The following is a 24872-nucleotide window of genomic DNA, read 5'->3' on the forward strand; positions in this document are numbered from 1 at the left end:
GCGTTACTCCATCATCTTTTCAATCGGCAGCACCAGAATCGAGCTGGCGCCGAGCGCTTTCAGTTTTTCCATGGTTTCCCAGAACAGGGTTTCGCTGCTGACCATGTGCATCGCCACGCGGTTCTGCGCACCGGCCAGCGGCAGAATGGTCGGGCGTTCGGCACCCGGCAGCAGCGCGACGATCTCGTCCAGCTTCTCGCTCGGCGCGTGCAGCATGATGTATTTGGATTCGCGCGCCTGGATCACGCCCTGAATACGGGTCATCAGGCGGTCGATCAGCTGCTGTTTGGCTTCCGGCATTTCGCCGTCGCGCTGGATAAGACAAGCTTTGGAGCGGTAGATCACCTCCACTTCGCGCAGGCCGTTGGCTTCCAGCGTGGCGCCGGTAGAGACCAGATCGCAGATGGCGTCGGCCAGACCGGCGCGCGGCGCCACCTCTACCGAGCCGTTCAACAGACAGGATTTGAAGCGCACGCCCTGTTTGTCGAGGTATTGCTTCAGCAGGTGCGGGTAAGAGGTGGCGATGCGGGCGTCCTGCAGGCTTTGCGGGCCGGCGTATTCGGCGTCGAGCGGGGTGGCCAGCGACAGGCGGCAGCCGCCGAAATCGAGGCGGCGCAGGGTGAAGTAACGCGGGTCTTCACCCTGGGCGCGGCGGCTGAGCAGCTCTTCTTCCAGCACGTTCTCGCCGATGATGCCCAGATCGACCACGCCGTCCATCACCAGGCCTGGAATGTCGTCGTCGCGCACGCGCAGGATGTCGATCGGCATGTTCTCGGCGAAGGCGATCAGACGCTGCTGCTGCAGGTTGATCTTGATGCCGCAGCGCGCCAGCAGCTCCTGGGATTCATCGCTCAGGCGGCCCGACTTCTGCATTGCGATCCGTAAACGTGTCTTGTCCAGCATGGTAACCTCTGTTTAATCTGTAATTTTATGAATTTATTGTAAAAACTATTCTTTTCTGTCTGTCCGGAGCCAAAAAAAAACCCTCGGAAGAAATCTTCCGAGGGCTCTCTCTTGCGTTCTGCGCGCCACTGGAAGATTAACAAACCGTCTTCCAGCACTCATCGCCTGAAAGACTAGTCAGGGTGATGGTGATGATGGTGGTTGAACTGAACGCGTGTCATGGTGTTTTCTCTCAGCAAAAGTCGGTAAAAAACCGTATGCCAATTAAGCTAAACTATCCGCTGTCCGCCGTGCAACTCTTTTTTGTCGTCATAAATTTAATTTATTGAAACAGGTTGGGTTATTAGCCATAGACGGCTTTACCTAACCTTAAGCCGGGCAGATTGTATCGCCGCGCGCAGTGGCGTAGCCTTAGAAGTAGAGCGCTGCATTCTTCAGGAGAGGAAGAGGATGAAAAAGGTAGCCATTATTGGCCTGGGTTGGTTGGGCATGCCGCTGGCGTTGTCGCTGATGGGCCGCGGGTACGATGTGGTCGGCAGCAAAACCACGCCGGACGGCGTCGAGGCCGCGCGTATGAGCGGTATCGAATGCTATCAGTTGGAGCTGACGCCGGAGTTGGTCTGCGATGCGGACGATCTGGAATCGCTGTTGCGCGTGGATGCGCTGGTGGTGACGCTGCCCGCGCGCCGCACCGTCGAAGGCAGCGAGAACTATTTCAATGCGGTGCGCATGCTGGTGGACAGCGCGATGGCCTTCGGCGTGCCGCGGGTAATCTTCACCAGTTCCACCTCGGTATACGGCGAAACGGCCGGCACGCTGCGCGAAGAGTCGCCGCTGCGGCCGGTCTCGCCGTCGGGCCGGGTCTTGGCCGAATTGGAACGTTGGCTGCATGAGTTGCCGAACACCTCGGTGGACATTCTGCGGCTGGCGGGGCTGGTGGGCGCCGATCGTCACCCCGGCCGCTTCCTGGCGGGCAAACTCGACGTGAAGGGCGGTTCGCAGGGGGTGAATCTGGTGCATCAGGACGACGTGATCGCCGCCATCCAACTGCTGCTGAAGCTGCCGAAGGGCGGCCATGTGTACAACCTGTGCGCACCGCGTCATCCGGCCAAACGCGAGTTCTATCCGGCGCTGGCCGAGCAGCTGCACCTGGAGCCGCCGCAATTCGCCGATGAAGCGGAGCAGGATGAGCGGCTGGTGGACGGCAATCGCATCTGCAATGAGCTGGGCTTCGAGTACCAGTATCCCGACCCGGCGCGCATGCCGGTCAGCTAAACGTCATCATGCCCCGCAAATGCGGGGTTTTTTTCGCCAGCGCGCACCAAATCCTCCAGCAGCGCGTTCAGCGCCTCGTCGGGCTCGACGGGGCGGCTGACCAGGCTGAGTACGGCGCGGTATGAGAGCGCCGCGCCGCCCAGCTGCCGCAGCAGCCCCTGTTCCACCCAGCGCGCCGCGTAGTGGGTGGGCAAATAGCCAAGACAGGTGCCGCTCAACACCAGATGGGCGACGCTCTCCATATGATGAGCCACCGCAGCCAGGTGGGGCGGCGCGATCGGGCATAACTGCTGCGCCAGCAGGTAGCCACGCTTAACCCAGCGCGCGTTTTCGATCTGCTCGCGTTCGGGGGTTTCCACTGCGAACAGCGGGTGATCCGCGCTGCAATAGATCGCCTGCGTCTCCTCCAGCCACGGCTGATAGCGCAGCGCCTCCAACTGCTGACCGAAGTAGCCGATGCCCAGATCGAGCTGCCGGTGCAGCAGCCCCTGTTCAATCTCGCTCGGTGAACAGATGCGGCACTGCAGCTGCACGTCCTGATGCCGGCGTTGAAAGTGTTTGATGGCCTGGCTGAACGGATTGCGCGGTAGCGAGACCAGATTATCTACCAGCCCAATCTGCAGATCGCCGGTCAGCAGGCCGTTCAGCGACTGGCTGACCCGGGTGAAGTCGCGGGCGGCGTTGAACAACGAGCGGCAGGCGATCAGCATGCGTTCACCCTTAGGCGTCAGCCGGAAGCCGGAGCGGCCGCGCTGGCACAGGCGAAAACCCAGCCGGGTTTCCAACGAAGCCAGGTGAGTGCTGATGGTGGACTGATTCATCATCAACGTTTCCTGCGCGGCGCTGACGCCCTGGGATTCCGCCACCGCAACAAACACCCGCAGCAGTTTCAGATCGATATCGCTTAGGTTGGTGAGCATCTGCCCCTCCGCAGAGCATCGGCCGGTTAACTCATTTTTAACATTGCGAAAATGGGTACGGCGCTGAAGATATGGCCTTCCTTATGGCATGAAGTTGAAATAAAAATCAATACTTCAATAGGTTAGTTACATCGCGTTTTTCGATGTTTACATGCAAAAGCGGGAATGGTAGTCGAGGCGGCCAACGGGGTAGTCTGCGAATGTTGCTTAAATGTTTCAATCTATCGCAGACTACGACAAGGAAACGCCATGCTGAACCAACCCCAAAGCGGCAACGACATGCCGCGCTTTGCCGGTATCCCCACCATGATGCGCCTGCCCGCCGCCGAACAGGCGCGCGGTCTGAACGCCGCCTTTGTCGGCATTCCGCTGGATATCGGCACCTCCAACCGCAGCGGTACCCGCTATGGTCCGCGCCAGATCCGCCAGGAGTCGGTAATGATCCGCCCCTACAACATGGGCACCGGCTCTGCCCCGTTTGAACGGCTGCAGGTGGCCGATCTGGGGGATGTCGCCATCAACCCCTACAGCCTGGCGGACAGCGTGCAGCGCATCGAGGCGGCTTATCACGAGATCCTGGCGCACGGTTGTACGCCGTTGACGCTCGGCGGCGATCACACCCTGACGCTGCCGGTGCTGCGCGCCATTGCCCGTCGGCATGGCCCGGTGGGGCTGATCCACGTCGATGCGCATTCCGACACCAACGAGGAGATGTTCGGCGAGCGGCTGGCGCACGGCACCACCTTCCGCCGTGCGTTTGAGGAAGGACTCTTGGCGCCGGAAAAGGTGGTGCAGATCGGTCTGCGCGGCAGCGGCTATGCGGCCGACGACTTCGACTGGTCGCGTCGCCAGGGCTTCCGCGTCGTGCCGGCCGAAGCCTGTTGGCACCGGTCGCTGACGCCGCTGATGGCCGAGATCCGCGAACAGATGGGCGACGCGCCGGTTTACCTCAGCTTCGATATCGACGGGCTGGATCCGGCCTTTGCACCGGGCACTGGTACGCCGGAGGTCGGCGGGCTGTCGGTCTGGCAGGGGCTGGAGATCGTGCGCGGCTGCCATGGGCTGAACCTGATCGGCGGCGATGTCGTGGAGGTGTCGCCGCCTTACGATCGCTCCGGCAACACCGCGCTGCTGGCGGCCAACCTGCTGTTTGAAATGCTGTGCGTGCTGCCGGTCCGCTGAGGCCGGCGCACTGACCCTACCGGCGGAGCGGTTGCGTCGGGCCCCCTGATAACAATAACAACGGTGTGGAGGTACCCATGAATCTCGATCTGCTGGTTGTGGTGTTTTACTTTCTGGTGATAGGCGCGGTGGGGTGGATGGGCATTCGCCGCGCCAATTCCAAAGAGGCGTATCTGGTCGCCGGGCGCAACCTGGGGCCAGGACTGTATCTGGGCACGCTGTCGGCGGTGGTGCTCGGCGGCGCGTCGACCATCGGCAGCGTCAAACTCGGCTACACCTACGGCATCTCCGGCGTCTGGCTGTGCGGCGCGCTCGGGCTGGGCATCGTGGTGCTGAGCCTGGTGCTGGCCAAGCCGCTGCTCAAGCTGAAGCTATATACCGTCAGCCAGGTGCTGTCGCGGCGCTATCATCCGGCGGCGCGCGTCACCAGCGGCGCGATCATGCTGGCATATGACCTGATGGTGGCGGTGACTTCGATCATCGCCATCGGCAGCGTGATGCAGGTGATGTTCGGCCTGTCGTTCGCCGCGTCGATTCTGCTCGGCGGCGGGCTGGTGGTGCTGTATTCGACGCTGGGCGGTATGTGGTCGCTGACGCTGACCGACATCATTCAGTTCATCATCATGACCGTCGGCATGATGCTGGTGCTGATGCCGATGAGCATCGTCAAGGCCGGCGGCTGGGAAGCGTTCGCCAGCCAACTGCCCGCCGGTTACTATCAGCTGTCGTCGATTGGGCTGGACACCATTCTGGTGTTCTTCCTGATCTACTTCTTCGGCATTCTGATCGGCCAGGACATCTGGCAGCGGGTGTTCACCGCCCGCAGCGCCAACGTGGCGCGCTTCGCCGGGCTGGGGGCGGGCGTCTACTGCGTGCTGTACGGCGTGACCGGCGCGCTGATCGGCATGGCCGGCAAGATCGTGCTGCCGTCGCTCAGCAATACCGATGGCGCCTTTGCCGCCATCGCGCAAGCGGTGTTGCCGGTCGGCGTCAGCGGGCTGGTGGCCGCGGCGGCACTGGCGGCGCTGATGTCCACCGCCAGCGCCTGCCTGCTGGCGTCCTCCACCATCGCGCTGGAAGACGTGCTGCCGGCCATTCGCCGCAAACCGTCCGGCGGGCTGGCCGCCGGGCGCTTTGCCACGCTTTTCATGGGTGCGGTCATGCTGGGGCTGGCGTTTGTGGTGCGCGACGTGCTGGCGGCGCTGACGCTGGCTTATAACCTGCTGGTGGGCGGCATGCTGATCCCGCTGGTGGGGGCGATCTTCTGGCCGCGTGCCACCAGCGTCGGCGCCATCGCCAGCATGCTGACCGGCAGCCTGTGTGTGGTGGGGCTGATGGTCTGGCATGGCATCGACGCCAACAGCCCGATCTACGGCGGCCTGTTGGGCGGCGGCGTCGCCTTCGTGCTGGGCAGCCTGCTGAGCCGCCCTGCGCCGCAGCTGCAGGCTCAAACTGAACGCTGAGGCGCGATCCGGGCTTTTATCACGGCGCCTTTACTGATTTACTGAAGAGCAGGGCGCATCGCCGCCCTGTCGGTATAACGGTGAGGGTAAGGAGAAGGTGAGTCATGGGTAAAATCAGCGTCGCATGCTGCCAGTTAGCGCTGCGGGTAGGGGAAGCAGAGCATAATCGGGCGCTGTCCGCTCAGGCGATCCGTCATGCGACGCAGCGCGGCGCCAACGTCATCGTGCTGCCGGAGTTGGTGAACAGCGGTTATGTGTTTCGCGATAAGGCGGAGGCGCTGACGTTGGCCGAGGCCGACGACGGGCCAAGCGTCAGCTTGTGGGTTGCCCTGGCGTGCGAATGGGATGTGGCGATCGTCGCCGGTTTCTGCGAGCGGCTGCCCGATGGCGGGGTGGCCAACAGCGCGGCGTTGATCGATGCGCAAGGCGTGAGGGCGATTTATCGCAAGGTTCACCTGTGGCATGAGGAGAGCACGATCTTTACCCCCGGCGATCGGCCGCCGCCGGTCGTCGAGACGCGCTTTGGCCGGTTGGCGGTGATGATCTGCTACGATCTTGAATTCCCTGAGTGGGTGCGGCTGCCGGCGCTGGCCGGTGCTCAGCTGCTGTGCGCACCGGTCAACTGGCCGCTGGCGCCGCGCCCACAGGGCGAACGGCCGGCGGAGATGGTGAAGGCGCAGGCCAACGCCGCCGTCAATCGGCTGTTCATCGCGGTGTGCGATCGCTGCGCAACGGAACGCGGCGTCGAGTGGATCGGCGGCTCGGCGATCGTCGACGCCGACGGTTACCCGTTGACGCAGAGCCTGGCTGGCGAAGGCATGGTGCTGGCGGAAATGGATATCAGTACGGCTGATGACAAGCGCATCGGCCGCTACAATCATGTGCATTGCGATCGGCGGCCGCTACTGTATTGAAGCGGCGGGGCGGGCTGCCCCGCCGAGGTTTTTGGCCGACGGGAACCGCCGCTGTTTTGGCGCTTACAGCCAGCCTGATTTCTTCAGCTTCTGATACAGGAAAATGCAGCCGACGGCGGTCACTCCCAGCGTGGCGTGATAGGCCCACGGGAATTTCAGTTCCGGCATGTCGGCGAAGTTCATCCCGTACAGGCTGAAGATCACCGTCGGGATAGCCAAAATCGCCCCCCAGCCCGCCAGCCGTTTCACCACTTCGTTCTGTTTGACCGTCACCAGCGCCAGATTGACGTGCATGGCGTTGGTCAGCATTTCGCGCATGTCGTCGATGTTGCTGACCACCTGATGCGCATGATCCTGCACGTCGCGCACGTAGGCGCGCAGCTCTTTCGGGATCACTTCTTCGTGCAGACGGATCAGCTGGTTGCAGATTTCATCCATCGGCAGCGCGGCGTTGCGCAGCGCCAGCAGGTGGCGGCGCAGAGTATAGACGTTCTCAATCGCCGCCTGATCGAACTCCGACTGGAACATGTTGGCTTCGATGTTCTCGATGGTGCTCTCGAAGCGCGCCACCACACTGCGGTAGTTATCCACCACGAAGTCCAGCACCGAATAAAGCGCGAAGCCCGGCCCGCGGCACATCTGCTTGTGATTCTCTTCCGCCTTGGCGCGGATCGGCGCATAGCTGGGCGAAGCGCCGTGGCGCACCGTCACCAGAAAGTTTTTGCCGACGAAGAAGTGCGTCTCGCCGTATTCGATTTCGTCGTTCTCGCCCCATTGCGCGGTTTTCACCACGATGAACAGCGAGTCGCCATAGGTCTCCAGCTTCGGCCGCTGGTGTGCGCACAGCGCGTCTTCGATCGCCAGGTCATGCAGCCCGAACTCTTCCTGCACCTTGCGCATAAACGCCGGCTCCGGCTGCCGGAGCCCCAGCCAGATGAAAGTGTCCGGTTGTTTGACCACCTCGCTGATATCGTCGATGGTCACTTCGCCCAGACGTTGGCCGGCTTTGTACGCCACGCAGTTCACCACCATGCTTTTGCTGTCCATCGGTCCGTCCATTAATCAGTCAGGGTTTTGGTGAGAAAATAGCACTCATGTTCCACCGGATAATCTTTCAACGTCATTTGCAGTTGATAGCCGAGCTTTTCGTAAAACGGTCGTGCCTGGAAGCTGAAGGTGTCCAGACGGGCGTAGCGGCAGCCGCGCGCCTGCGCCTCTTGTTCGGCAGCGCGCATCAATCGGCCGCCGAGGCCGCTGCCGCGTTGGGAGTCCGCCACCCACAGCCACTCGACGCTCAGCCAGTTGCCCCAGGTTTCGGCGGTCAGCCCGCCGATCACCGTGCCGGACTCGTCGCGCGCATAGACGCTGAGCGGCTTGCGGTGACGGGCATCGATATGCGGCAGGTTGTAAGCGCGCAGGCCTTGCCTGATCGCATCAAGGGTTTGTTCGTCGATCGCGTCGGTAACGGTAATGTCCATTTTTCCTCCTGGGTGATGCGTTAACTTAAGCACACTACGGCTAAAAGGCAACCTGTTGAAATGTAATGTAAACGACCATTCCGACTGGGTGAGCTACACTAAACGGGTCATTTTATCCTCAGGAGGACGCCATGCCCCGATTGACTCTGCTGGCCGGGTTGCTGCTGTGCAGCGGCCTGCTGCACGCCGCGCCGACGGTCAGCCAACTGCAGGACGGCCTGGAACACCCGTGGTCGCTGGCCTTTTTGCCGGCGGAGCAAGCTCTGCTTATCACCGAACGGCCCGGCCGGCTGCGGCTGTGGCAGCAGGGCAAGGGCCTGTCGCCGCCGATCGCCGGCGTGCCGCAGGTCTACGCCGAGGGGCAGGGCGGCCTGCTGGAGGTGTTGCCGGCCCCCGACTTTAGCGCCAGTCGCCGGGTATATCTCAGCTTCGCCGAACCGGGCGAGGGCGGCAAAGCCGGTACGGCGGTCGGCTATGGCCGCCTAAGCGACGATGGCCGGCGGCTGGAAAACTTTAAGGTGATCTTCCGTCAGCAGCCCAAGCTGTCGGTCGGCAATCATTTTGGCGGCAAGCTGGCGTTCGACAGGCAGGGCTATCTGTTCATCGCGCTGGGTGAAAACAACCAGCGGCCGACGGCGCAAGAGACCGACAAACTGCAGGGCAAACTGGTGCGGCTGACCGCCGAAGGCGCGGTACCGCCGGATAACCCCTGGGTCGGCCAGGCCGGCAAACGGCCGGAGGTTTGGTCTTACGGCCACCGCAATCCGCAAGGGCTGGCGTTGAACCCGTGGAGCGGCGCGATCTGGGAACATGAGCACGGCCCGCGCGGCGGCGATGAGCTCAATATCCCGCTGCCGGGTAAAAACTACGGCTGGCCGCTGGCCACCTACGGCATCAACTATTCCGGCCAACCGATACCGGAGGCCAAAGGGGAACGGGTGCCCGGCACCGAACAGCCGCTGCACTACTGGCGAGTCTCGCCCGGCCTCAGCGGCATGGCGTTTTATGACGGCCAACGCTTCCCCGCCTGGCGGCACTCGCTGTTCATCGGCGCGCTGGCGCAAAAGGAACTGATTCGCCTGACGCTGGAGGGCGACCAGGTGGTGGCGGAAGAGCGGCTGTTGGGCGATCGCGGCGAACGCATCCGCGAGGTGCGCAGCGGGCCGGATGGCTACCTGTATCTGCTGACGGACGAACGGAATGGCAAGCTGCTGAAGGTCGGGGCGTCGTAGCGCCCCGCATCGATTAGGTGAGCGCGCTCATTACGCCGCGCTGGTAGGCTGGGCGAGCGCGCAGCTGCTGATACCAGCGCTCCATGTTCGGCCGTGAGCGACGGGCGATCGGCATTTCGAACCAGGCGTAGGCGAAGCTGCCGAGCGGAATATCGCCGAAGCCGAACGCTTCGCCGGAGAGGTAGGGCTGGCGCGCCAGCGTCTGTTCGATGACGTCGAAGTGTTTTTCCAGCGTGGCGATCGCCGCATCGATTTTCGCCATGTCGCGCAGCTCGGGCGCGGTACGCACCAGGCCCCAAAAGACGATGGTGAAGGCCGGGACGATGGTTGCGGTGGTCCAGTCCATCCATTTCTCGGCGGCGGCGCGCGCCTGCAGATCCTGCGGATAGAACGTCGCATCGCCGAATTTCGCCGCCAGGTAGCGCACGATGGTGTTGGATTCCCACAGTACGAAGTCATCGTCCTGCAGCAGCGGCACCAGGCCGTTCGGGTTCAGCGCGCGGTAGCTCTCTTCGTTTACCTTGCCGAACGCGCCGCCGGCGTTGATGTGGGTGAAGCTCAGCTCCAGTTCGGCGGCGCACCACAGCACCTTCCTGACGTTGTTCGAATTCTCACGACCCCAAATGGTCAGCATTGGATAGCTCCGTTAGCGGATTAAGGACCCTTAATACCTACGCCACAACGCGCTTTTTGTCACACCGCAGGGCACTTTTTGTCTGCCGTTCAGCGTTCCCAACGGCACACTTCCCAGCCGCGTTCCACCGCCAGCGCGTTCAACTCGCTGTCGGGGTTGATCACCGTGGCGCTGTCGACGAATTGCAGCATCGCCTTGTCGTTGAGGGAGTCGCTGTAGCCGTGGCTGTGCTCGAATTTCAGATGTGGATGCTGCGCCAGCCAGTGCTGCAGGCGGATCACCTTGCCCTGCTGATAGGTCATGGTGCCGTAAGTGTTGCCGGTAAAGCGGCCATCGCTGATTTCCACGCCAATCGCCAGCGCATCGTCGGCGCCGAGCTGTTCGGCTATCGGCGCCACCAGATGCTCGCCGGTGGCGGAGATCACCAGAATGCAGTCGCCGCGCTCGCGGTGCCACTGCAGGCGTTCACGGGCGGCGGGGTAGACGCGCGGCAGGATGTCGCGCCGGATGTAACGCTGCACCCAGCCGGCCACGGTTTGCACGCTCAGGCCGGTCAACGGCGCCAGCGTAGCCTGCATATAGTCCTCCATCGACAGCTTGCCCTGATAATAGAGCTGCATCAGCTGCTGCTCCTGCAGTTCAAGCTCCGCCGGCGCGAATCCCTGGCCGACCAGCCAGCGGATCCACAGGCTGGCGCTGTCATCGTCAATCAGGGTTTCATCCAGGTCGAATAAAGCTAAATCCATCAGTATTTCTCCGGCAGGCAGGGTATGAGGTCGTTTACAGGATAGCGGATAGCGCACGTCGCCAGCCAGCGGCGTCGGCGAAATTGCGCAGAGCATAAGAAACATTGATGACGCTTTTGCGACAGTTTGTTGAACGTTTGCATAACTTAGAACGCAACAATATTGGCCGCCCCGGCGAACGCGGTGCTAACTAGAAGACCAATGCAGCCACCCGCTGGGGGGAGTGACCATGTTGATTATTCGCCTGTATGGCAGCCCGATCGTGATCGGGGAAGACGAGGAACCGCAAGATGACGCACCTGACGACGCTGAAAACGCTGCCGCTGCTGGATCTTTCGCAGCTTGACGGCGATGCGCGCCAGCGGCGCGCCTTTCTTGACGATTTGCGCGCGGCGGCGCGCGACGTCGGTTTTTTCTATCTGCGTGGTCACGGCGTGGACGGCGCGTTGAATGCGCGGTTGCAGCACGCCGCGCGGCAATTTTTCGCCCTGCCGGAAGCCGACAAGCTGGCGGTGCAGATGGTGCGCTCACCGCATTTTCGCGGTTATAACCGGGCGGCGGCGGAGCTCACGCGCGGCCAGCCGGACTGGCGCGAGCAGTTCGATATCGGCGCCGAACGTCCGGCGCTGACGCTGGCTGACGACACCCCGCGTTGGGCGCGCCTGCAGGGGCCAAATCAGTGGCCGGCGGCGCTACCGGCGCTGAAACCGCTGCTGCTGCAGTGGCAGCAGGCGATGACCGCCATGTCGTTGCGGCTGCTGCGCGCTTTCGCGCTGGCGCTGTCGCTGCCGGAGCAGGCTTTCGATCGCTTGTACGGCGATAAGCCCAACGAACACATCAAACTGATTCGCTACCCGGGGCGGGACGCTACCGGCAGCGCACAGGGCGTCGGCGCACACAAGGACTCGGGTTTTCTCAGCTTCTTGCTGCAGGATGCGCAAAAAGGGCTGCAGGTGGAGGTCAGTGAGGGGCGATGGATAGACGCACAGCCGCGTGAAGACACTTTCGTGGTGAACATCGGCGAGCTGCTGGAACTGGCGACCAACGGTTATCTGCGCGCCACGGTGCACCGGGTGGAAACGCCGCCGGCGGGGCGTGACAGATTATCGATCGCGTTCTTCCTCGGCGCGCGTCTGGACGCGGTGGTGCCGCTGTATCAACTGCCGCCGCAGCTGGCGGCGCAGGCGCGCGGCCCGGCCAGCGATCCGCTCAACCCGCTGCTGCGCGATGTCGGTTACAACTACCTGAAAGGGCGCATCCGCTCCCACCCCGATGTAGCGCATCGCTTTTATCAGGACGTTATCGGCCTCTGAATATCAGGCATAAAAAAGCCCGGCGTGGCGGCCGGGCTGAGAGGTGCGCTGATGCAGCGGTTATTCCGCCAGCGCTTGCTGCAGATCGGCGATCAGATCTTCCACATCTTCAATCCCTACCGACAGGCGTACCAGCTGTGGCGTGATGCCGGTTTGCAGGCGCTGTTCCAGCGGAATGGAGGCGTGCGTCATGCTGAATGGCTGGCTGATCAGGCTTTCCACGCCGCCCAGGCTTTCCGCCAGGGTGAACAGGCGCGAACGCTTGATGACCCGGCGCGCATAGGCGTCGTCGCCTTTCAACCGTACCGAGATCATGCCGCCGAAGCGCGTCATCTGGCGCGCCGCCAGCTCGTGCTGCGGATGGCTCGGCAGGCCGGGATAGTAGACGTTTTCCACCTGCGGCTGGCTCTCTAGCCATTGAGCGATGCGCAGCGCGCTGTCGCTGTGGCGCTGCATGCGCAGCGCCAGGGTACGAATGCCGCGCAGCGTCAGGAAGCTGCTGAACGGATCGAGAATACCGCCGACCGCGTTTTGCAGGAAGCCGAGCTGTTCCGCCAGCGCCGGGTTATCGCCCACCGCCGCGACGCCGGCCACCACGTCGGAGTGGCCGTTGAGGTATTTGGTGGCGGAGTGCACCACCACGTCAAAGCCCAGATCCAGCGGGCGTTGCAGATACGGCGAGGCGAAGGTGTTGTCCGCCACGCTGATAAGTTGATGCTTTTTGGCGATCGCGGCGATGGCGCTCAGATCCGCCAGTTTCAGCAATGGGTTGGTCGGGGTTTCCACCCAGATCATTTTGGTATCCGGTTCGATCGCCTGTTCCAGCCCGGCGAGATCCGCCGGTGACACGTAGGTGACGCGCAGGCCGGCGGTGCGGCTGCGCACCTTTTCCAGCAGGCGATAGGTGCCGCCGTACAGGTCGTCCACCGCGATCAGGTGGCTGTCCTTGTCGAGCAGCTCCAGCACCGTGGAGCAGGCCGCCAGACCGGAGGCGAAGGCGTAACCGCGGCTGCCGCCTTCCAGTTCGGCGATGGCGCTTTCCAGCGCGGTGCGCGTCGGGTTGGCGCTGCGGGAATACTCATAGCCGGTATGCTCGCCCGGCGCCGGTTGGGCGTAGGTAGAGGTGGCGTAAATCGCCGGCATCACTGCGCCGGTCGCATCCGGGGTGTAACCGGCGTGAACGGTCAACGTATCAAACTTGGCCATAATGGGTCCTTATTAACGTAATTTTTGGCGCCAGGCGTTAAGCACGTCTGTGCGGGTAATCAGGCCGAGGAAGCGCTCGCCGTCGAGCACCACCGCGACGTGGCCATGGTTGAAGGTGGCCTGCAGTTCCTGATAGCCGGCTTCCTTTTGCAGCGTATTGACCCGCTTGGTCATCGCGCTGCTGGCCGGCAGGCTGAAGTGGGCGGCGTCGGCCTGGACGGCATTCAGCAGATCCCACTCATCGATCAAACCGACCACCCGATCGCCTTCCAGCACCGGCAGCTGCGAGATGTCGTACAGCCGCATGCGGGCGTGTACGATCGCCAGCGTGTCGTCCGGCGCGGCGGAAACGGCGGCGCCCTCGTCGTGGCGGTAGGCGATCAGATCGCGCAGATCGCCGTGCTGCGGCTTGCTCAGTAAGCCCTGTTCCAGCATCCAGTGATCGTTATACATTTTAGACAGATATTTGTTGCCGCTGTCGCAGACGAAGGTCACCACTCGCTTGGGTTCGGTCTGTGCGCGGCAGTAACGCAATGCGGCGGCCAGCAGGGTGCCGGTGGACGATCCTGCCAGCACGCCTTCCTTGCGCAGCAGGTCGCGCGCGGTGGTGAAGGCTTCGGCGTCGCCGATGCGGTAAGCGTTGCGCACCTGGTTAAAGTCGCTGAGCGGTGGGACGAAGTCTTCGCCGATGCCTTCCACCAGCCAACTGCCCGCTTCGCCGACTTGGCCGTTGTCGAGATAGTCCGCCAGAATAGAGCCGGCAGGGTCGGCCAGCACGAATTCCGTCTGCGGCGATACTTCGGCGAAATAGCGGCTCAGCCCGCCCAGCGTGCCGCCGGAACCGACGCCGACCACGATGGCGTCTACGTCATGATCCATCTGTCGCCACAGTTCGGGCGCCGTGGTGGTGGTATGGGCCGCCGGGTTGGCCGGATTATTGAACTGGTCGATATAAAAAGCGCCGGGGATCTCTTCCGCCAGGCGTTTAGCGTAATCCTGATAGTAAGCCGGATGCCCCTTGCCGACGTCCGAGCGGGTCAACAGCACTTCCACGCCCAGCGCGCGCAGGTGGAAGATCTTCTCGCGGCTCATCTTGTCCGGCACCACCAGCAGTAGCTTATAGCCTTTCAATGCTGCCACCAGCGCCAATCCCAGGCCGGTATTGCCAGCGGTGGCTTCGATGATGGTGCCGCCCGGCTGCAGTTTGCCGTCGCGCTCGGCCTGTTCGATCATCGACAGCGCCACGCGGTCTTTGATCGAACCGCCGGGGTTTTGATTCTCCAGCTTGACGAACAGCCGGCACGGGCCGGTATCGAACTGGGTCAGTTCCAGCATCGGGGTATTGCCAATCATCTCGATGACGGAATGGGGGATCGCCATGACTCATCTCCAGGATTATTCGGTATAAAAGTCTTTGTGTGGATGATAGCGCTGAGGATAAGCGCTTTAAAAAGAACAAATAACGGTTCTATATGCCATTATGGAATATATTAATCTTTTTTAGACGTATGGATGCGCAGATGTTTAGCGGTGCAGATGCTTGGCCGTGTAGCCGTGAGTGGGCGGAGAAATAGACGGTATGGCGCTTTTTTGAGCGATAAGCGGGGGCCTGCGTACAGTTATGTAAAAATGCTGAAAATTCACGCTAAACCCTGCAAAAATAAGATAAATCACATAAACTCACAGCAAGGGCATTTTCGGTGCGTTGCGTTACCCATTACGGGCGCCGCAGGGGGTTGCGGCCGGCACGCGCGCACCGGGCCACTCTCGCTGGTTGGCTTAAAACGTGAACATGTTTGAAAGTTAACGCTATTTCAATGGTTTGAATGGACACTCTGGCGACGTCATGATGAAAAAAAACTTATCCACTTCCCTGAAAAAACTGACCTTCAGCGTAGGCATCCTGTTGCTGGCCGCACCGGCCGTGCACGCGGCCGAGCCGCCGGCGCCGCCGCAGGTAGACGCCAAGGCCTTCATTCTGATGGATTACAACAGTGGCAAGGTGCTGACCGAAGGTAACTCCGACACCCGCCTCGATCCCGCCAGCCTGACCAAGATCATGTCCAGCTACGTGATCGGGCAGGCGATCAAGGCCGGCAAGATCAAGCCGGAAGACATGGTCACCGTCGGCAAAGACGCCTGGGCGCCCGGTAACCCGGCGCTGCGCGGTTCTTCGCTGATGTTCATCAAGCCGGGCGATCAGGTGCCGGTGCTGGAGCTGAACAAGGGCATCGTGATTCAGTCGGGCAACGACGCCAGCATCGCGTTGGCGGACTACGTGGCAGGCAGCCAGGATTCGTTCGTCGGCCTGATGAACAACTACGCCAAGTCTCTGGGCCTGCAGAATACCCACTTCCTGACGGTGCATGGCCTGGATGCGGAAGGGCAGTACAGCACCGCGCGCGACATGGCGCTGCTGAGCCAGGCGCTGATCCGCGACGTGCCGGACGAATACGCGCTGCATAAAGAGAAAGAGTTCACCTTTAACAAGATCCGCCAGATTAACCGCAACCGCCTGCTGTGGAGCAGCAACCTGAACGTCGACGGTATCAAGACCGGTTACACCAGCGGCGCCGGTCACAACCTGGTGGCGTCGGCCACCGACGGCCCGATGCGTCTGATCTCGGTCGTGCTGGGCGCGCCGAGCGATCGCGTGCGCTTCAGCGAAAGCGAAAAGCTGCTGACCTGGGGCTTCCGCTTCTATGAAACCGCAACGCCGATCAAGGCCGATAAACCGTTCGTTACCCAGAAGGTATGGTTCGGCGACGTCAGCGAAGTGCCGCTCGGCGTGGCGAAAGACGCCTCGGTCACCATTCCGAAAGGACAGATGAAAAACCTGAAGGCCAGCTACAAACTGACCCAACCGACGCTGGAAGCGCCGCTGGCGAAAAATCAGGTGGTCGGCACCATCGACTTCCAGCTGGACGGAAAAACCATCGAGCAGCACCCGCTGGTGGTGATGCAAGAGGTGAAAGAGGGCAACTTCTTCAGCCGCATCTGGGATATGGTGATGATGAAGCTGAGCCAGTGGTTCGGCGGGATCTTCGGCTAAATACCCTGATGTGAGGAGCGCGCCTCAGGCGCACGATCCTTGACCAAGCCGCAACGGAGACGTTGCGGCTTTTTTTTCGCGAGTTTCTGAGATGCGGGTGTTTAAAAGTAGTCCACCAGCATGGTGGCGCCGCTGGTAAAATCACCTTCCGCCAGGGAGACGGCGCTGTTTTTTACCGGCACCGCATCAAGCGTCGGTGGATTGGTGTAATCGATGTTCAGCGGTGTATTGATGGCGAAGGCCTTGCCGTTGGCCAACAGCTTGATGCCCAAGCCATTGACGCTGCTGGTTAACACGCTGCCGTCGAAGGCCGCCGCGCTGCCCATGATCTTCATTTTCAGCTGGCGGCTGTTATCCAGAAACTCGCATTTGATGCTGTAATCGATGCGTTGCATATAGCGAGTGCCGTCGATGCGCTTGATACCGACCTTGCCGAAGTCGATATCGATGGTGCGCCCGTCGTTGATCACGCAAGGCGGGGGCGCCACCACGGTGGCGGTGATGTTGACCTTGGTACCCTGGTCGGCGGCCTGAGCGGCGGCGCTCATCAGGCTTAGCGCCCACAGCAGAGCGCAGCTCTTTTTCCTCGTCATGTTCATCCTGGCTCCCGTCTCAAGGTGCGCTGAAAATCAGCGTGGCCGAACCCGACAGCGGGCCGGTGGCGATGCTGGTGTAAGGAACATTGTTCTTCACCGGCACAAAGGTCACGGTATCGTTGCCCAGACCGTTGACGATACGCGTTCTGAAGGCATTATTGGGCTTTACCACCGCGCCGTTGTACACCATGGCCACGCCGACGTTGGGGTTGCTGGTCTTGATAAAATCGCTGGAGAAACCGCTGGCGTCGCTGACCATGCGGATCAGAATATCCTGCGTCGCGCTCTGATCGTCGCATTGGTAGCTGAGTGCTTTGTCCTGTTTTATCTGGGCATCGCTGGCGCTCTGGGTCAGAAAGTCCTGGCGGATCTGGCCGAAGTCGACGTTAATTTGCTGACCGTTGTTGATGGTGCAGCTGGTGGTGACGAAGTAAGCGTCATTGTCGGCGATCAGGCGCCAGCGATAAACGCCGCACTGTGGGCAGCCAGGCTGATCGTTGGTCTGAATAAAGTTGATTTGGCCGATGACGTCGCCCTTATTCACCTTGATGTCCGGCGTTGGGAAACGGTTCAACACGATATAGACCCGGATGGCGACCGACTGGGTTTGCAGGTTGGTAAGGCTGAGTACGCTGATGCCTGATGGCACCGGGGAGTTGTAATCGCTGCCGTTGATGGTGGTGCCGCTGCCGATGGCGCCAAAAATGGCGCTGTTCATCGTCAGCGCCGGGCTGTCGGTTTTGAGATAGTCATACCAACTCGCGACGTCGTTTTTACAGGTGACCTGGCTGACGTTGACGATTTCGTTTTTGCCATAAGCAAGCTGTGGCCCGATGCGCACCCGGACGTCAACCGGCGTGGTCGACCCCCCAGGGGGAATCAGTCCGCCATCGGACGTGCGGCAGGTAAACGCATTGGCGTTGCCAAGCAGCAGGAAGAAAGATAATGCCAGGCAGCAGCGTAAAAATAGCAGGGCTGTTTTTATCACGATAATATCCCAATATATATAAATAGTGTGCGGCGTTACTCCGCAATGAAATATTGCCAATCAGGCCGGCTACGCCATATTTATTCCGTTAAAGAAGAATGGGGTGTATCTCTGTTGGATCTGTCGTCGTTATCCCCGCTCAACAATGCGGTGGGATACCACCTCAATGAGTTGTTGATGGAACCGTCCGTCACAATCACTTTTTGCCGGGCGACAAGATCCAGCAGCAGCCGCCGAGCCCGGTAAACACCGACGTTGACGGCATTGGCCAGTTGCCGCGTCGACAGCCATTGCTGCTGTGGCGGCAGCCCGGCGACGGGGCACTTGCGGGGTGACTGTGCGAATAATGTTTGCAGCAGATCATGCTGCAATTGCCGTATTTCCTTTTGTTTCGGAGATAACGCTTCCATAGCACTTCCTCTGTATTCCGATTGCCGTATTCCTAAGAAAAAACAAACTTTCGCTGCCTACCAACAACGAGGTAAAACGCGAACAAAGAAAATTCCTATCTATTTATCAGGATTGAAAAAAAAGGCGTTGCCCGCCCCGTTTTTACCTATGCCTAGGCAGGGGTGGCGTCACGCTGAAACCTAAAATTTTGGTTTATTATATTCACAAAGCGCCACTTTGCGATCTGATTACTTGGGAATCAGAGAAAAACAGGATATTGCTCTATAAAAGTATCTTTTACGATCTATGAGCCTAAAAATAACAGTAAATTAACTTCAATTAGGAAATAAATTGCGAATGTTCGCCTTGATCAAAAAAAGCCTTTTTTTGCTGAGAGGCATTTGCCAGAATATTCATCGCCGAACAAGAAGGGCGGATTAGAAAGTATTGGCCTCGGCTTGTTGTGATTTCGTTTATTTTTGAATGGCGATCTCATTAATGAGTGGGCTGCTGCGAACTTGCCGTTATCGACGAGTTTATTGTCGGTTTCCTTGGGTTTTGGCAGTTAACCAACCAGCAAGATGCTAAAGAATCAGGGCTGCGCACATATAAGCGCGAGCGGGTTTCCTGTTGCTCTTTTTCTTGATTGGAATATGCATTTTTTCTTATAAGGAATATAGGTTCTATGAAACTTAACAAAATCATGATGGCTGCAGTGATTGCATTTGGCGCAAGTTCTTTTGCACAGGCAGCCGATCAGGGACACGGTAAGGTCACCTTCACGGGCTCTATTATTGATGCGCCATGCTCTATTGCGCCTGAGTCGATCGATCAGACCGTAGATCTGGGCCAGGTTTCCAACGTGGCGTTGAAAAACGGCGGCAAATCCAACCCGCGTCCGTTTGAAATCAAACTGGAGCAGTGCGACATCACCACGCTGAAAACCGTTAAAACCACCTTCAGCGGCGTAGCGTCGTCTACCGACAAGGATCTGCTGGGTATCGCGGGCACCGCCAGCGGCGCCGGCGTCGCTATCACTTACGGTGGTCAGCCGATCAAACTGGGTGAGGCAACGACCGCGCAAACCCTGAACACCGGCAACAACACCCTGCATTTCGCTGCCTACCTGCAGGGCGAAGGCGCTTCCGCCGCCATCGTTCCGGGCGACTTCACTGCCGTAGCCGATTTCACCCTGGCTTATCAGTAAGTGAGTCTGAAGGCTTAATCAACCAGGCATGGGGTGCGCCGCATGCCTGGTGAATCTCCCTGTCAAAGGAATGTCGCGATGTTTTTACCAAGGAATCGAGCGGGTGCCGTTCTTTTGGCGTCGTTGGCGTTTGCGCCCGGCTATGCAACTTCCGCCGCGCAGGGGTGGGGCAAAGTCAACATGCACGGCGCCATTATCGACACCGCCTGCGCCATTGCCGCCGGCAGCCGCGATCAGACGATCGATATGGACACTATTCCTCTCGGGCAGATCATTCGTGACGGCCAGGGGATGACCAAACCTTTCAGTATCGAATTGGTCAATTGCATTTTGGAACGGCCGGAAAACAAGCCTGATTGGAAATTCTTTCAGGTCACGTTTGATGGTTATGCGGAAGGCGCTCTGTTTGGCGTACAGGGCGATGCGCGCGGCATCGCATTAAAGATAAAAGACAGCAGCGGCACGGTGGTTATTCCAGGGAAACCTTTGCCGATGGAGGGAGTAATACCGGGAAACCGAGTGCTGAATTATTCCATGACCTTGATGCCGAATCACCAGCCGTTGAAGGTGGGAGCGTATTTTTCCACAGTGCGTTTTAAGCTGGATTATTTTTGATTTTTTCTCGTACTGACGGTTAATTCGTTATTGAAAGGACTTTATTATGCTTTCACCGGCAGGGAAGTTATTTCGTCTTCAGGCCTTGGGGCTTTGCGTTGCCCTTTCTCTGGGAAATCCCATCGCGTTGGTTTATGCCGCCGACGTTATTCAATTCAATACCGACGTATTGGACATCAACGATCGTAAAAATATCGATCTGAGCCAATTCACGCGCAGCGGCTACATCATGCCGGGCGTTTATACCATGGTGGTGCACGTCAATAAGAACGATCTGGCGGAACAGCCGGTGACGTTTGTGGCGCCCGAGACCGATCCTAAAGGCAGCGAAGCCTGTCTTTCGCCGGAGCTGGTCAACCAACTGGGGCTGAAAGAAAAGCTGCTGGGCTCGCTGAACTGGACGCACGGCGGCCGCTGTCTCGATGCCTCCAGCTTGTCTGGCATGGAGGCGCGCGGCGATCTTGCCAGCTCCTCGCTGTATCTCAATATTCCTCAGGCCTATCTGGAGTACAGCTCGGAAAACTGGGATCCGCCTTCGCGTTGGGATGACGGTATTCCCGGGCTGCTGTTTGACTATAACGTCAACGCCCAAACGCAAAAACATCAGAAAGGCGGCAGCAGTTACAGCCTGAGCGGCAACGGCACCGGCGGCGCCAACCTGGGTGCCTGGCGTCTGCGCGCCGACTGGCAGGCCAACCTTAACCATCAGACCGGCTCATCTGAGCCGACCGACAAACAGTTCGACTGGAGCCGCTATTACGCCTACCGGGCGATCCCGGCGCTGCGTTCGCGGTTGACGATGGGTGAGGATTACCTGAACTCCGACATTTTCGACAGCTTGCGCTTTACCGGCGTCAGTCTGCGATCCGACGACAGCATGTTGCCGCCCAACCTGCGCGGCGATGCGCCGGAAGTGACGGGCGTGGCGAAGACCACCGCCAAGGTAGTGGTCAGCCAGCAGGGGCGCGTGCTGTATGAAACGCAGGTGGCGGCGGGGCCGTTCCGCATTCAGGACATCAACGACGCGGTTTCCGGCGAGCTGGACGTGCGCGTCGAAGAGCAAGACGGCAGCGTGCAGGAGTTCAAGATGAACACCGCCAACATCCCTTATCTGACGCGGCCGGGTACGGTGCGCTACAAGCTGGCGACGGGCAAGCCCTCGGAGTGGGGGCACCATCTGCGTGGGCCGATGTTCGGTACCGGCGAGTTCTCCTGGGGGATCAGCAACGGCTGGTCGCTGTACGGCGGTGGCATCGCCGGCGGCGATTACAACGCGCTGTCGCTGGGGATTGGGCGCGATCTGATGGCGCTGGGGGCGCTGTCGTTCGACGCCACGCAGTCGCGTGCGCGTTTGCCGCAGGATGGCACGTTGACCGGCGGTTCGTACCGGCTGAGCTATTCGAAGAACTTCGATGAATACGACAGCCAGGTCACCTTCGCCGGTTACCGCTTCTCCCAGGAAGACTTCATGAGCATGGGAGACTACCTGGATGCGCGTTACGAGGGCGGCCGCAGCGGCAAGAGCAAGGAGATGTACACCATCACCTTCAACAAGCAGTTCCGCGAGCTGGGGCTCAGTACCTATCTCAACTACAGCCACCAAACCTACTGGGATCGGGCGCCGAACGATCGCTACAACCTGATGGTATCGCGCTACTTCGACATCGGTGATTTCAAGAACGTCAGCGTGTCGCTGTCGGCCTATCGCAATCGCTACAACGAGCGCAACGACGACGGGATGTATCTGTCGCTGTCGCTGCCCTGGGGCAGCGCGGGCACGCTCAGTTACAACATGACGCTCGATCGCGAAGAGAACGCCCACCGGGTCGGTTACTACAACCGGGTCGATGAACACAACAACTATCAGATCAGCGCGGGCGCCGCTCGCAGCGGGGCGACGGCCAGCGGTTATTACAGCCATCAGGGCGACATGGCGCAGATCAACGCCAACGCCAGCTATCAGGCCGGTCGCTACAGCGCCGTCGGCATCGGCGCGCAGGGCGGCCTGACGATGGCGGCGGAAGGGGCGGTGCTGCACCGCGTCAATACGCCGGGCGGCACGCGCCTGCTGCTCGATACCGAAGGCGTTGCCGGCGTACCGGTGCGCGGCTACGGCAGTACGGTGCTGACCAACCGTTACGGCAAGGCGGTGGTGGCGGATGTAAACAGCTACTACCGCAACAAGGCCAGCATCGATCTCAACAGCCTGAGCGACAACGTCGAGGCGACGCGCTCCGTGGTGCAGGCCACGTTGACCGAGGGGGCCATCGGCTACCGCAAGTTCGAGGTAATTGCCGGCGAGAAGGCGATGGCGATCGTCAAACTGGCGGATGGCAGCGAACCGCCGTTCGGCGCCACGGTGCTGAATGCCCGCAAACAGGAGACCGGCATCATCAATGACGGCGGCAGCGTTTACCTGTCCGGCCTCAACCCCGGCGAGCGCATGAGTGTGCACTGGAACGGCGCGGCGCAGTGTGAAATCCAGCTGCCGGCGCCGCTGCCGGCCGAAATGCTGATGAACACGTTGCTGCTGCCTTGCCGTCCTCTCGCCGGCAACAAGCCGGCGGCTGACGCCAACTGACATACACCCGGCGGAGTGCGCTCCGCCGCTAAACCGCCGGGGCGGGCTTGTCCGCCGCCGGCCGACTGGAACCGTGAAGACATGATGAATCTGACTATGACCAGAAAAACCGTTTTCCTTGTGGGCCCGCTCGCCGCCGCGTTGATGGCCGGCGTGGTCAGCCTGCCCACTCAGGCGGCTATTGCGCTGGATCGCACGCGTGTGATTTTCGACGGCGACCTGAAAACGGTCAGTCTCAACATCAGTAACCAGAACAAACAGTTGCCGTATTTGGCGCAGGGATGGATCGAAGACGATCGCGGCAACAAGATCCAAAGCCCCTTCACCGTGCTGCCTCCGGTGCAACGGGTAGAGCCGGGCAAACCGAGCCAGGTGAAGATCCAATCGTTGCCGGCGGCGCGTCAGCTGCCGCAGGACCGGGAGACGCTGTATTACTTCAACCTGCGGGAAATCCCGCCGCGCAGCAATAAGCCGAACACGCTGCAGATAGCGTTGCAGACCCGCATCAAAATGTTTTATCGCCCGGCGGCGCTCGCCCCGAAGAAGAATGCGGCGCCGTGGCAGGAGCAGCTGACGCTGACCCGGCAGGGTGACAAGTATGTGGTGAATAACCCGACCCCTTATTACGTGACGATCGTTGAGGCGAGCGCCGGCAAGGGCGGCAAAGGGGCGGCCGGCTTTGAACCGTTGATGGTGGCGCCGAAGGCCAGCGCCCCGCTGAACGTGCCTGCCGCGAGCCTCGGCAACGGTCCGTCGCTGGCGTACATCAACGATTACGGCGGGCGGCCGCAGTTGAACTTCCGCTGCGCCGGCAGTGCCTGCCAGGTCGTGCCGGTCGCCAAATGACGAGCCGCGCGCAAGCAGGGAAGACCGAGTCATGAACACAGCGGAGTGAACGAATCATGCAACGAAAGATCCCCATGCTGTTGGGAAAGGCCTATGAACGTCATCAGCGACGCACTATCGGCCTGACGGTGTTGGCCGCGCTGATGGTACCGCTGACGGCGGGCACGATGCTGATGCTGATGCCGCCGGCCCGCGCGGTGGACAACTGGGACGTGGAGGGCGCGAACGGCACGCTCCACGTTTACGGTGCCTTGACGGAAAGCGCCTGCAGTCTGGAAATGACCACCGCTCGTCAGGAAGTGTGGCTGGGGGAGACGGGAACGGCGCACTTCCAGCGCCCGGGCGATCGCGGCACGCCGGTGGCGTTCGAGTTGACGCTGAAAGACTGTCTGCGCGCGCCGGCGAGCAGCCGTGACGCCTGGACCGGGGTGTTGGCCTGGAGCGGCAGCCAGCCTGCGGTATCCGTGGCGTTTGCCGCACCGACGGATGACGACGCGCCGGGGTTGATCAGGGTTGCCGGCGTCACCGGGTTGGGGTTGCAGCTGGCGGATGCCAGTGGCCTGCCGGTGCGCCTTGGTGCACGTAACAAACCGGTATTGCTGACGCCAGGGCAGAACACCCTGACGTATACGGTGACGCCGGTACGCACCCCGGCGACGCTGAGCGCCGGCGCCTACCGCGCGGCGATCGATTTCCGCCTTTATTACGATTAATACGCCGCTTGCGCCGGACCGGCGCAAGCATAACCAAAGGGAGTGGCGTTATGCGCGCGACAGAGACGAACCGGCGCCGGAGCGCGCTGTTGGGGGCCAGCATGGTCATGGCGGCCAGCATGATGGCTCAGCCGGCGGCCGCGGCGGAAAACATGCGCTTTCACGGTACGCTGGTGGCTGAGCCGTGCGTCATTCAGCCGGGAGATGAGGATATCCAACTGGATTTCGGCACCATCGTCGACAAATACCTGTATCTGAACACCCGCACCCATAGCCAAACCTTCGCGTTGCACCTGACCGAGTGCGATCTCAGCCTGGGCAATACGGTAGCCATCACGTTTACCGGCACCGAGAACATCAAGCTGCCCGGCCTGTTGGCGCTGGATGCCGGCAGCCTGGCCTCGGGGATCGGCATCGGGCTGGAGGACAGCAGCGGCAAGGCGCTGCCGCTCAATCACGCCAGCGATAAATTCCGCCTGAATGCCGGCAACACCACGCTTACGCTGCAGGCCTATGTGCAGGGGGAGCCGGAAGCCATCCAAACGAAGTCCATCGGCCGCGGCACCTTCAGCGCGGTGGCCACTTTTACGTTGGAATACGAATAAGCGTCTACAAGGA

General features: G+C 60.7%; 25 protein-coding genes and 1 other annotated feature. Of the genes, 13 read left to right on the plus strand and 12 right to left on the minus strand.

The window, feature by feature from the left end; genetic code table 11:
- Window positions 1-3 precede the first annotated feature (3 nt).
- Both hisG and hisL read right to left on the minus strand, forming a co-directional pair.
- Window positions 4-903, minus strand: coding sequence for an ATP phosphoribosyltransferase (gene hisG / locus GKN89_RS09225; RefSeq protein ID WP_015377256.1), 900 nt, complete (start codon window positions 901-903; stop codon window positions 4-6).
- A 71-nt stretch (window positions 904-974) separates the two neighbouring features.
- Window positions 975-1101: a sequence feature (His leader region), on the minus strand.
- Complete coding sequence (gene hisL / locus GKN89_RS09230) at window positions 1077-1124, minus strand: his operon leader peptide (RefSeq protein ID WP_100396937.1); 48 nt, start codon at window positions 1122-1124, stop codon at window positions 1077-1079. Its footprint overlaps the feature before it by 25 nt.
- A 229-nt stretch (window positions 1125-1353) precedes the next feature.
- Here hisL and GKN89_RS09235 point away from each other — a divergent pair, with 229 nt between their 5' ends.
- Window positions 1354-2178: an SDR family oxidoreductase gene (locus GKN89_RS09235; RefSeq protein ID WP_019454365.1), complete on the plus strand. Its 825-nt coding sequence runs from the start codon at window positions 1354-1356 to the stop codon at window positions 2176-2178.
- Here GKN89_RS09235 and GKN89_RS09240 read toward each other — a convergent pair.
- Window positions 2175-3098, minus strand: a complete 924-nt coding sequence (locus tag GKN89_RS09240) for a LysR family transcriptional regulator (protein ID WP_154746840.1) — start codon at window positions 3096-3098, stop codon at window positions 2175-2177. The genes GKN89_RS09235 and GKN89_RS09240 overlap by 4 nt on opposite strands.
- 249 nt (window positions 3099-3347) lie before the next feature.
- Between GKN89_RS09240 and speB the strand changes: the two genes are divergently transcribed.
- From speB to GKN89_RS09255, 3 genes are all read left to right on the plus strand, one after another.
- Window positions 3348-4280, plus strand: coding sequence for an agmatinase (gene speB / locus GKN89_RS09245; RefSeq protein WP_019454363.1), 933 nt, complete (start codon window positions 3348-3350; stop codon window positions 4278-4280).
- A 77-nt stretch (window positions 4281-4357) separates the two neighbouring features.
- Window positions 4358-5743 carry a sodium:solute symporter gene (locus GKN89_RS09250; RefSeq protein ID WP_154746841.1) on the plus strand — a complete coding sequence of 462 codons (1386 nt, stop codon included), beginning with the start codon at window positions 4358-4360 and terminating at the stop codon, window positions 5741-5743.
- Between the two features lie 104 nt (window positions 5744-5847).
- Window positions 5848-6657 (plus strand): nitrilase-related carbon-nitrogen hydrolase, encoded by an 810-nt coding sequence (locus GKN89_RS09255; RefSeq protein ID WP_154746842.1) that lies wholly within the window; start codon window positions 5848-5850, stop codon window positions 6655-6657.
- A 63-nt stretch (window positions 6658-6720) separates the two neighbouring features.
- Here the strand turns inward: GKN89_RS09255 and corA are convergent, their stop codons facing one another.
- A complete protein-coding gene (gene corA, locus GKN89_RS09260) occupies window positions 6721-7704 on the minus strand; it encodes a magnesium/cobalt transporter CorA (protein ID WP_025920995.1) in 984 nt (327 codons plus the stop codon).
- Between the two features lie 11 nt (window positions 7705-7715).
- Complete coding sequence (locus tag GKN89_RS09265) at window positions 7716-8135, minus strand: GNAT family N-acetyltransferase (RefSeq protein ID WP_063919087.1); 420 nt, start codon at window positions 8133-8135, stop codon at window positions 7716-7718.
- A gap of 131 nt (window positions 8136-8266) precedes the next feature.
- On the opposite strand from GKN89_RS09265, the gene GKN89_RS09270 reads away from it, so the two are divergent.
- A complete protein-coding gene (locus tag GKN89_RS09270) occupies window positions 8267-9367 on the plus strand; it encodes a PQQ-dependent sugar dehydrogenase (RefSeq protein ID WP_154746843.1) in 1101 nt (366 codons plus the stop codon).
- Window positions 9368-9380: 13 nt separating this feature from the next.
- Here the strand turns inward: GKN89_RS09270 and GKN89_RS09275 are convergent, their stop codons facing one another.
- Window positions 9381-10001 (minus strand): glutathione S-transferase family protein, encoded by a 621-nt coding sequence (locus GKN89_RS09275; protein ID WP_154746844.1) that lies wholly within the window; start codon window positions 9999-10001, stop codon window positions 9381-9383.
- Window positions 10002-10090: 89 nt separating this feature from the next.
- Window positions 10091-10747: an HAD family phosphatase gene (locus GKN89_RS09280; RefSeq protein WP_019454614.1), complete on the minus strand. Its 657-nt coding sequence runs from the start codon at window positions 10745-10747 to the stop codon at window positions 10091-10093.
- A 290-nt stretch (window positions 10748-11037) separates the two neighbouring features.
- Between GKN89_RS09280 and GKN89_RS09285 the strand changes: the two genes are divergently transcribed.
- A complete protein-coding gene (locus GKN89_RS09285) occupies window positions 11038-12060 on the plus strand; it encodes an isopenicillin N synthase family oxygenase (RefSeq protein WP_154746845.1) in 1023 nt (340 codons plus the stop codon).
- Window positions 12061-12120: 60 nt separating this feature from the next.
- Here the strand turns inward: GKN89_RS09285 and GKN89_RS09290 are convergent, their stop codons facing one another.
- Window positions 12121-13266 carry a PLP-dependent aspartate aminotransferase family protein gene (locus GKN89_RS09290; RefSeq protein WP_019454612.1) on the minus strand — a complete coding sequence of 382 codons (1146 nt, stop codon included), beginning with the start codon at window positions 13264-13266 and terminating at the stop codon, window positions 12121-12123.
- 12 nt (window positions 13267-13278) lie between these two features.
- Window positions 13279-14646, minus strand: coding sequence for a cystathionine beta-synthase (locus GKN89_RS09295; protein ID WP_154746846.1), 1368 nt, complete (start codon window positions 14644-14646; stop codon window positions 13279-13281).
- 466 nt (window positions 14647-15112) lie between these two features.
- Between GKN89_RS09295 and GKN89_RS09300 the strand changes: the two genes are divergently transcribed.
- Window positions 15113-16318: a serine hydrolase gene (locus GKN89_RS09300; protein WP_074054639.1), complete on the plus strand. Its 1206-nt coding sequence runs from the start codon at window positions 15113-15115 to the stop codon at window positions 16316-16318.
- Window positions 16319-16419: 101 nt separating this feature from the next.
- Here the strand turns inward: GKN89_RS09300 and GKN89_RS09305 are convergent, their stop codons facing one another.
- From GKN89_RS09305 to GKN89_RS09315, 3 genes are all read right to left on the minus strand, one after another.
- Window positions 16420-16911, minus strand: a complete 492-nt coding sequence (locus GKN89_RS09305) for a fimbrial protein (RefSeq protein WP_230328961.1) — start codon at window positions 16909-16911, stop codon at window positions 16420-16422.
- Window positions 16912-16930: 19 nt separating this feature from the next.
- Window positions 16931-17755 (minus strand): fimbrial protein, encoded by an 825-nt coding sequence (locus GKN89_RS09310; RefSeq protein WP_019454608.1) that lies wholly within the window; start codon window positions 17753-17755, stop codon window positions 16931-16933.
- A gap of 227 nt (window positions 17756-17982) precedes the next feature.
- The gene (locus tag GKN89_RS09315; RefSeq protein ID WP_019454607.1) at window positions 17983-18312 is read right to left on the minus strand and encodes a hypothetical protein; all 330 of its coding nucleotides are present in this window, start codon (window positions 18310-18312) and stop codon (window positions 17983-17985) included.
- Window positions 18313-18977: 665 nt separating this feature from the next.
- Between GKN89_RS09315 and GKN89_RS09320 the strand changes: the two genes are divergently transcribed.
- The 6 genes from GKN89_RS09320 to GKN89_RS09345 all read left to right on the plus strand — a co-directional run bounded on the left by GKN89_RS09320 (window position 18978) and on the right by GKN89_RS09345 (window position 24859).
- Window positions 18978-19499, plus strand: a complete 522-nt coding sequence (locus GKN89_RS09320; RefSeq protein ID WP_019454606.1) for a fimbrial protein — start codon at window positions 18978-18980, stop codon at window positions 19497-19499.
- A gap of 78 nt (window positions 19500-19577) precedes the next feature.
- Window positions 19578-20114, plus strand: a complete 537-nt coding sequence (locus GKN89_RS09325) for a fimbrial protein (RefSeq protein ID WP_019454605.1) — start codon at window positions 19578-19580, stop codon at window positions 20112-20114.
- A 46-nt stretch (window positions 20115-20160) separates the two neighbouring features.
- Window positions 20161-22695 carry an outer membrane usher protein gene (locus GKN89_RS09330; RefSeq protein WP_154746848.1) on the plus strand — a complete coding sequence of 845 codons (2535 nt, stop codon included), beginning with the start codon at window positions 20161-20163 and terminating at the stop codon, window positions 22693-22695.
- Between the two features lie 81 nt (window positions 22696-22776).
- A complete protein-coding gene (locus tag GKN89_RS09335; protein WP_154746849.1) occupies window positions 22777-23541 on the plus strand; it encodes a fimbria/pilus periplasmic chaperone in 765 nt (254 codons plus the stop codon).
- Window positions 23542-23615: 74 nt separating this feature from the next.
- A complete protein-coding gene (locus GKN89_RS09340) occupies window positions 23616-24254 on the plus strand; it encodes a fimbrial protein (RefSeq protein WP_019454602.1) in 639 nt (212 codons plus the stop codon).
- Window positions 24255-24304: 50 nt separating this feature from the next.
- Window positions 24305-24859, plus strand: a complete 555-nt coding sequence (locus GKN89_RS09345; RefSeq protein ID WP_154746850.1) for a fimbrial protein — start codon at window positions 24305-24307, stop codon at window positions 24857-24859.
- Window positions 24860-24872 lie beyond the last annotated feature (13 nt).

The organism is Serratia sp. YC16 (assembly GCF_009707615.1).
In the GTDB taxonomy this organism is placed as follows: domain Bacteria; phylum Pseudomonadota; class Gammaproteobacteria; order Enterobacterales; family Enterobacteriaceae; genus Serratia; species Serratia surfactantfaciens.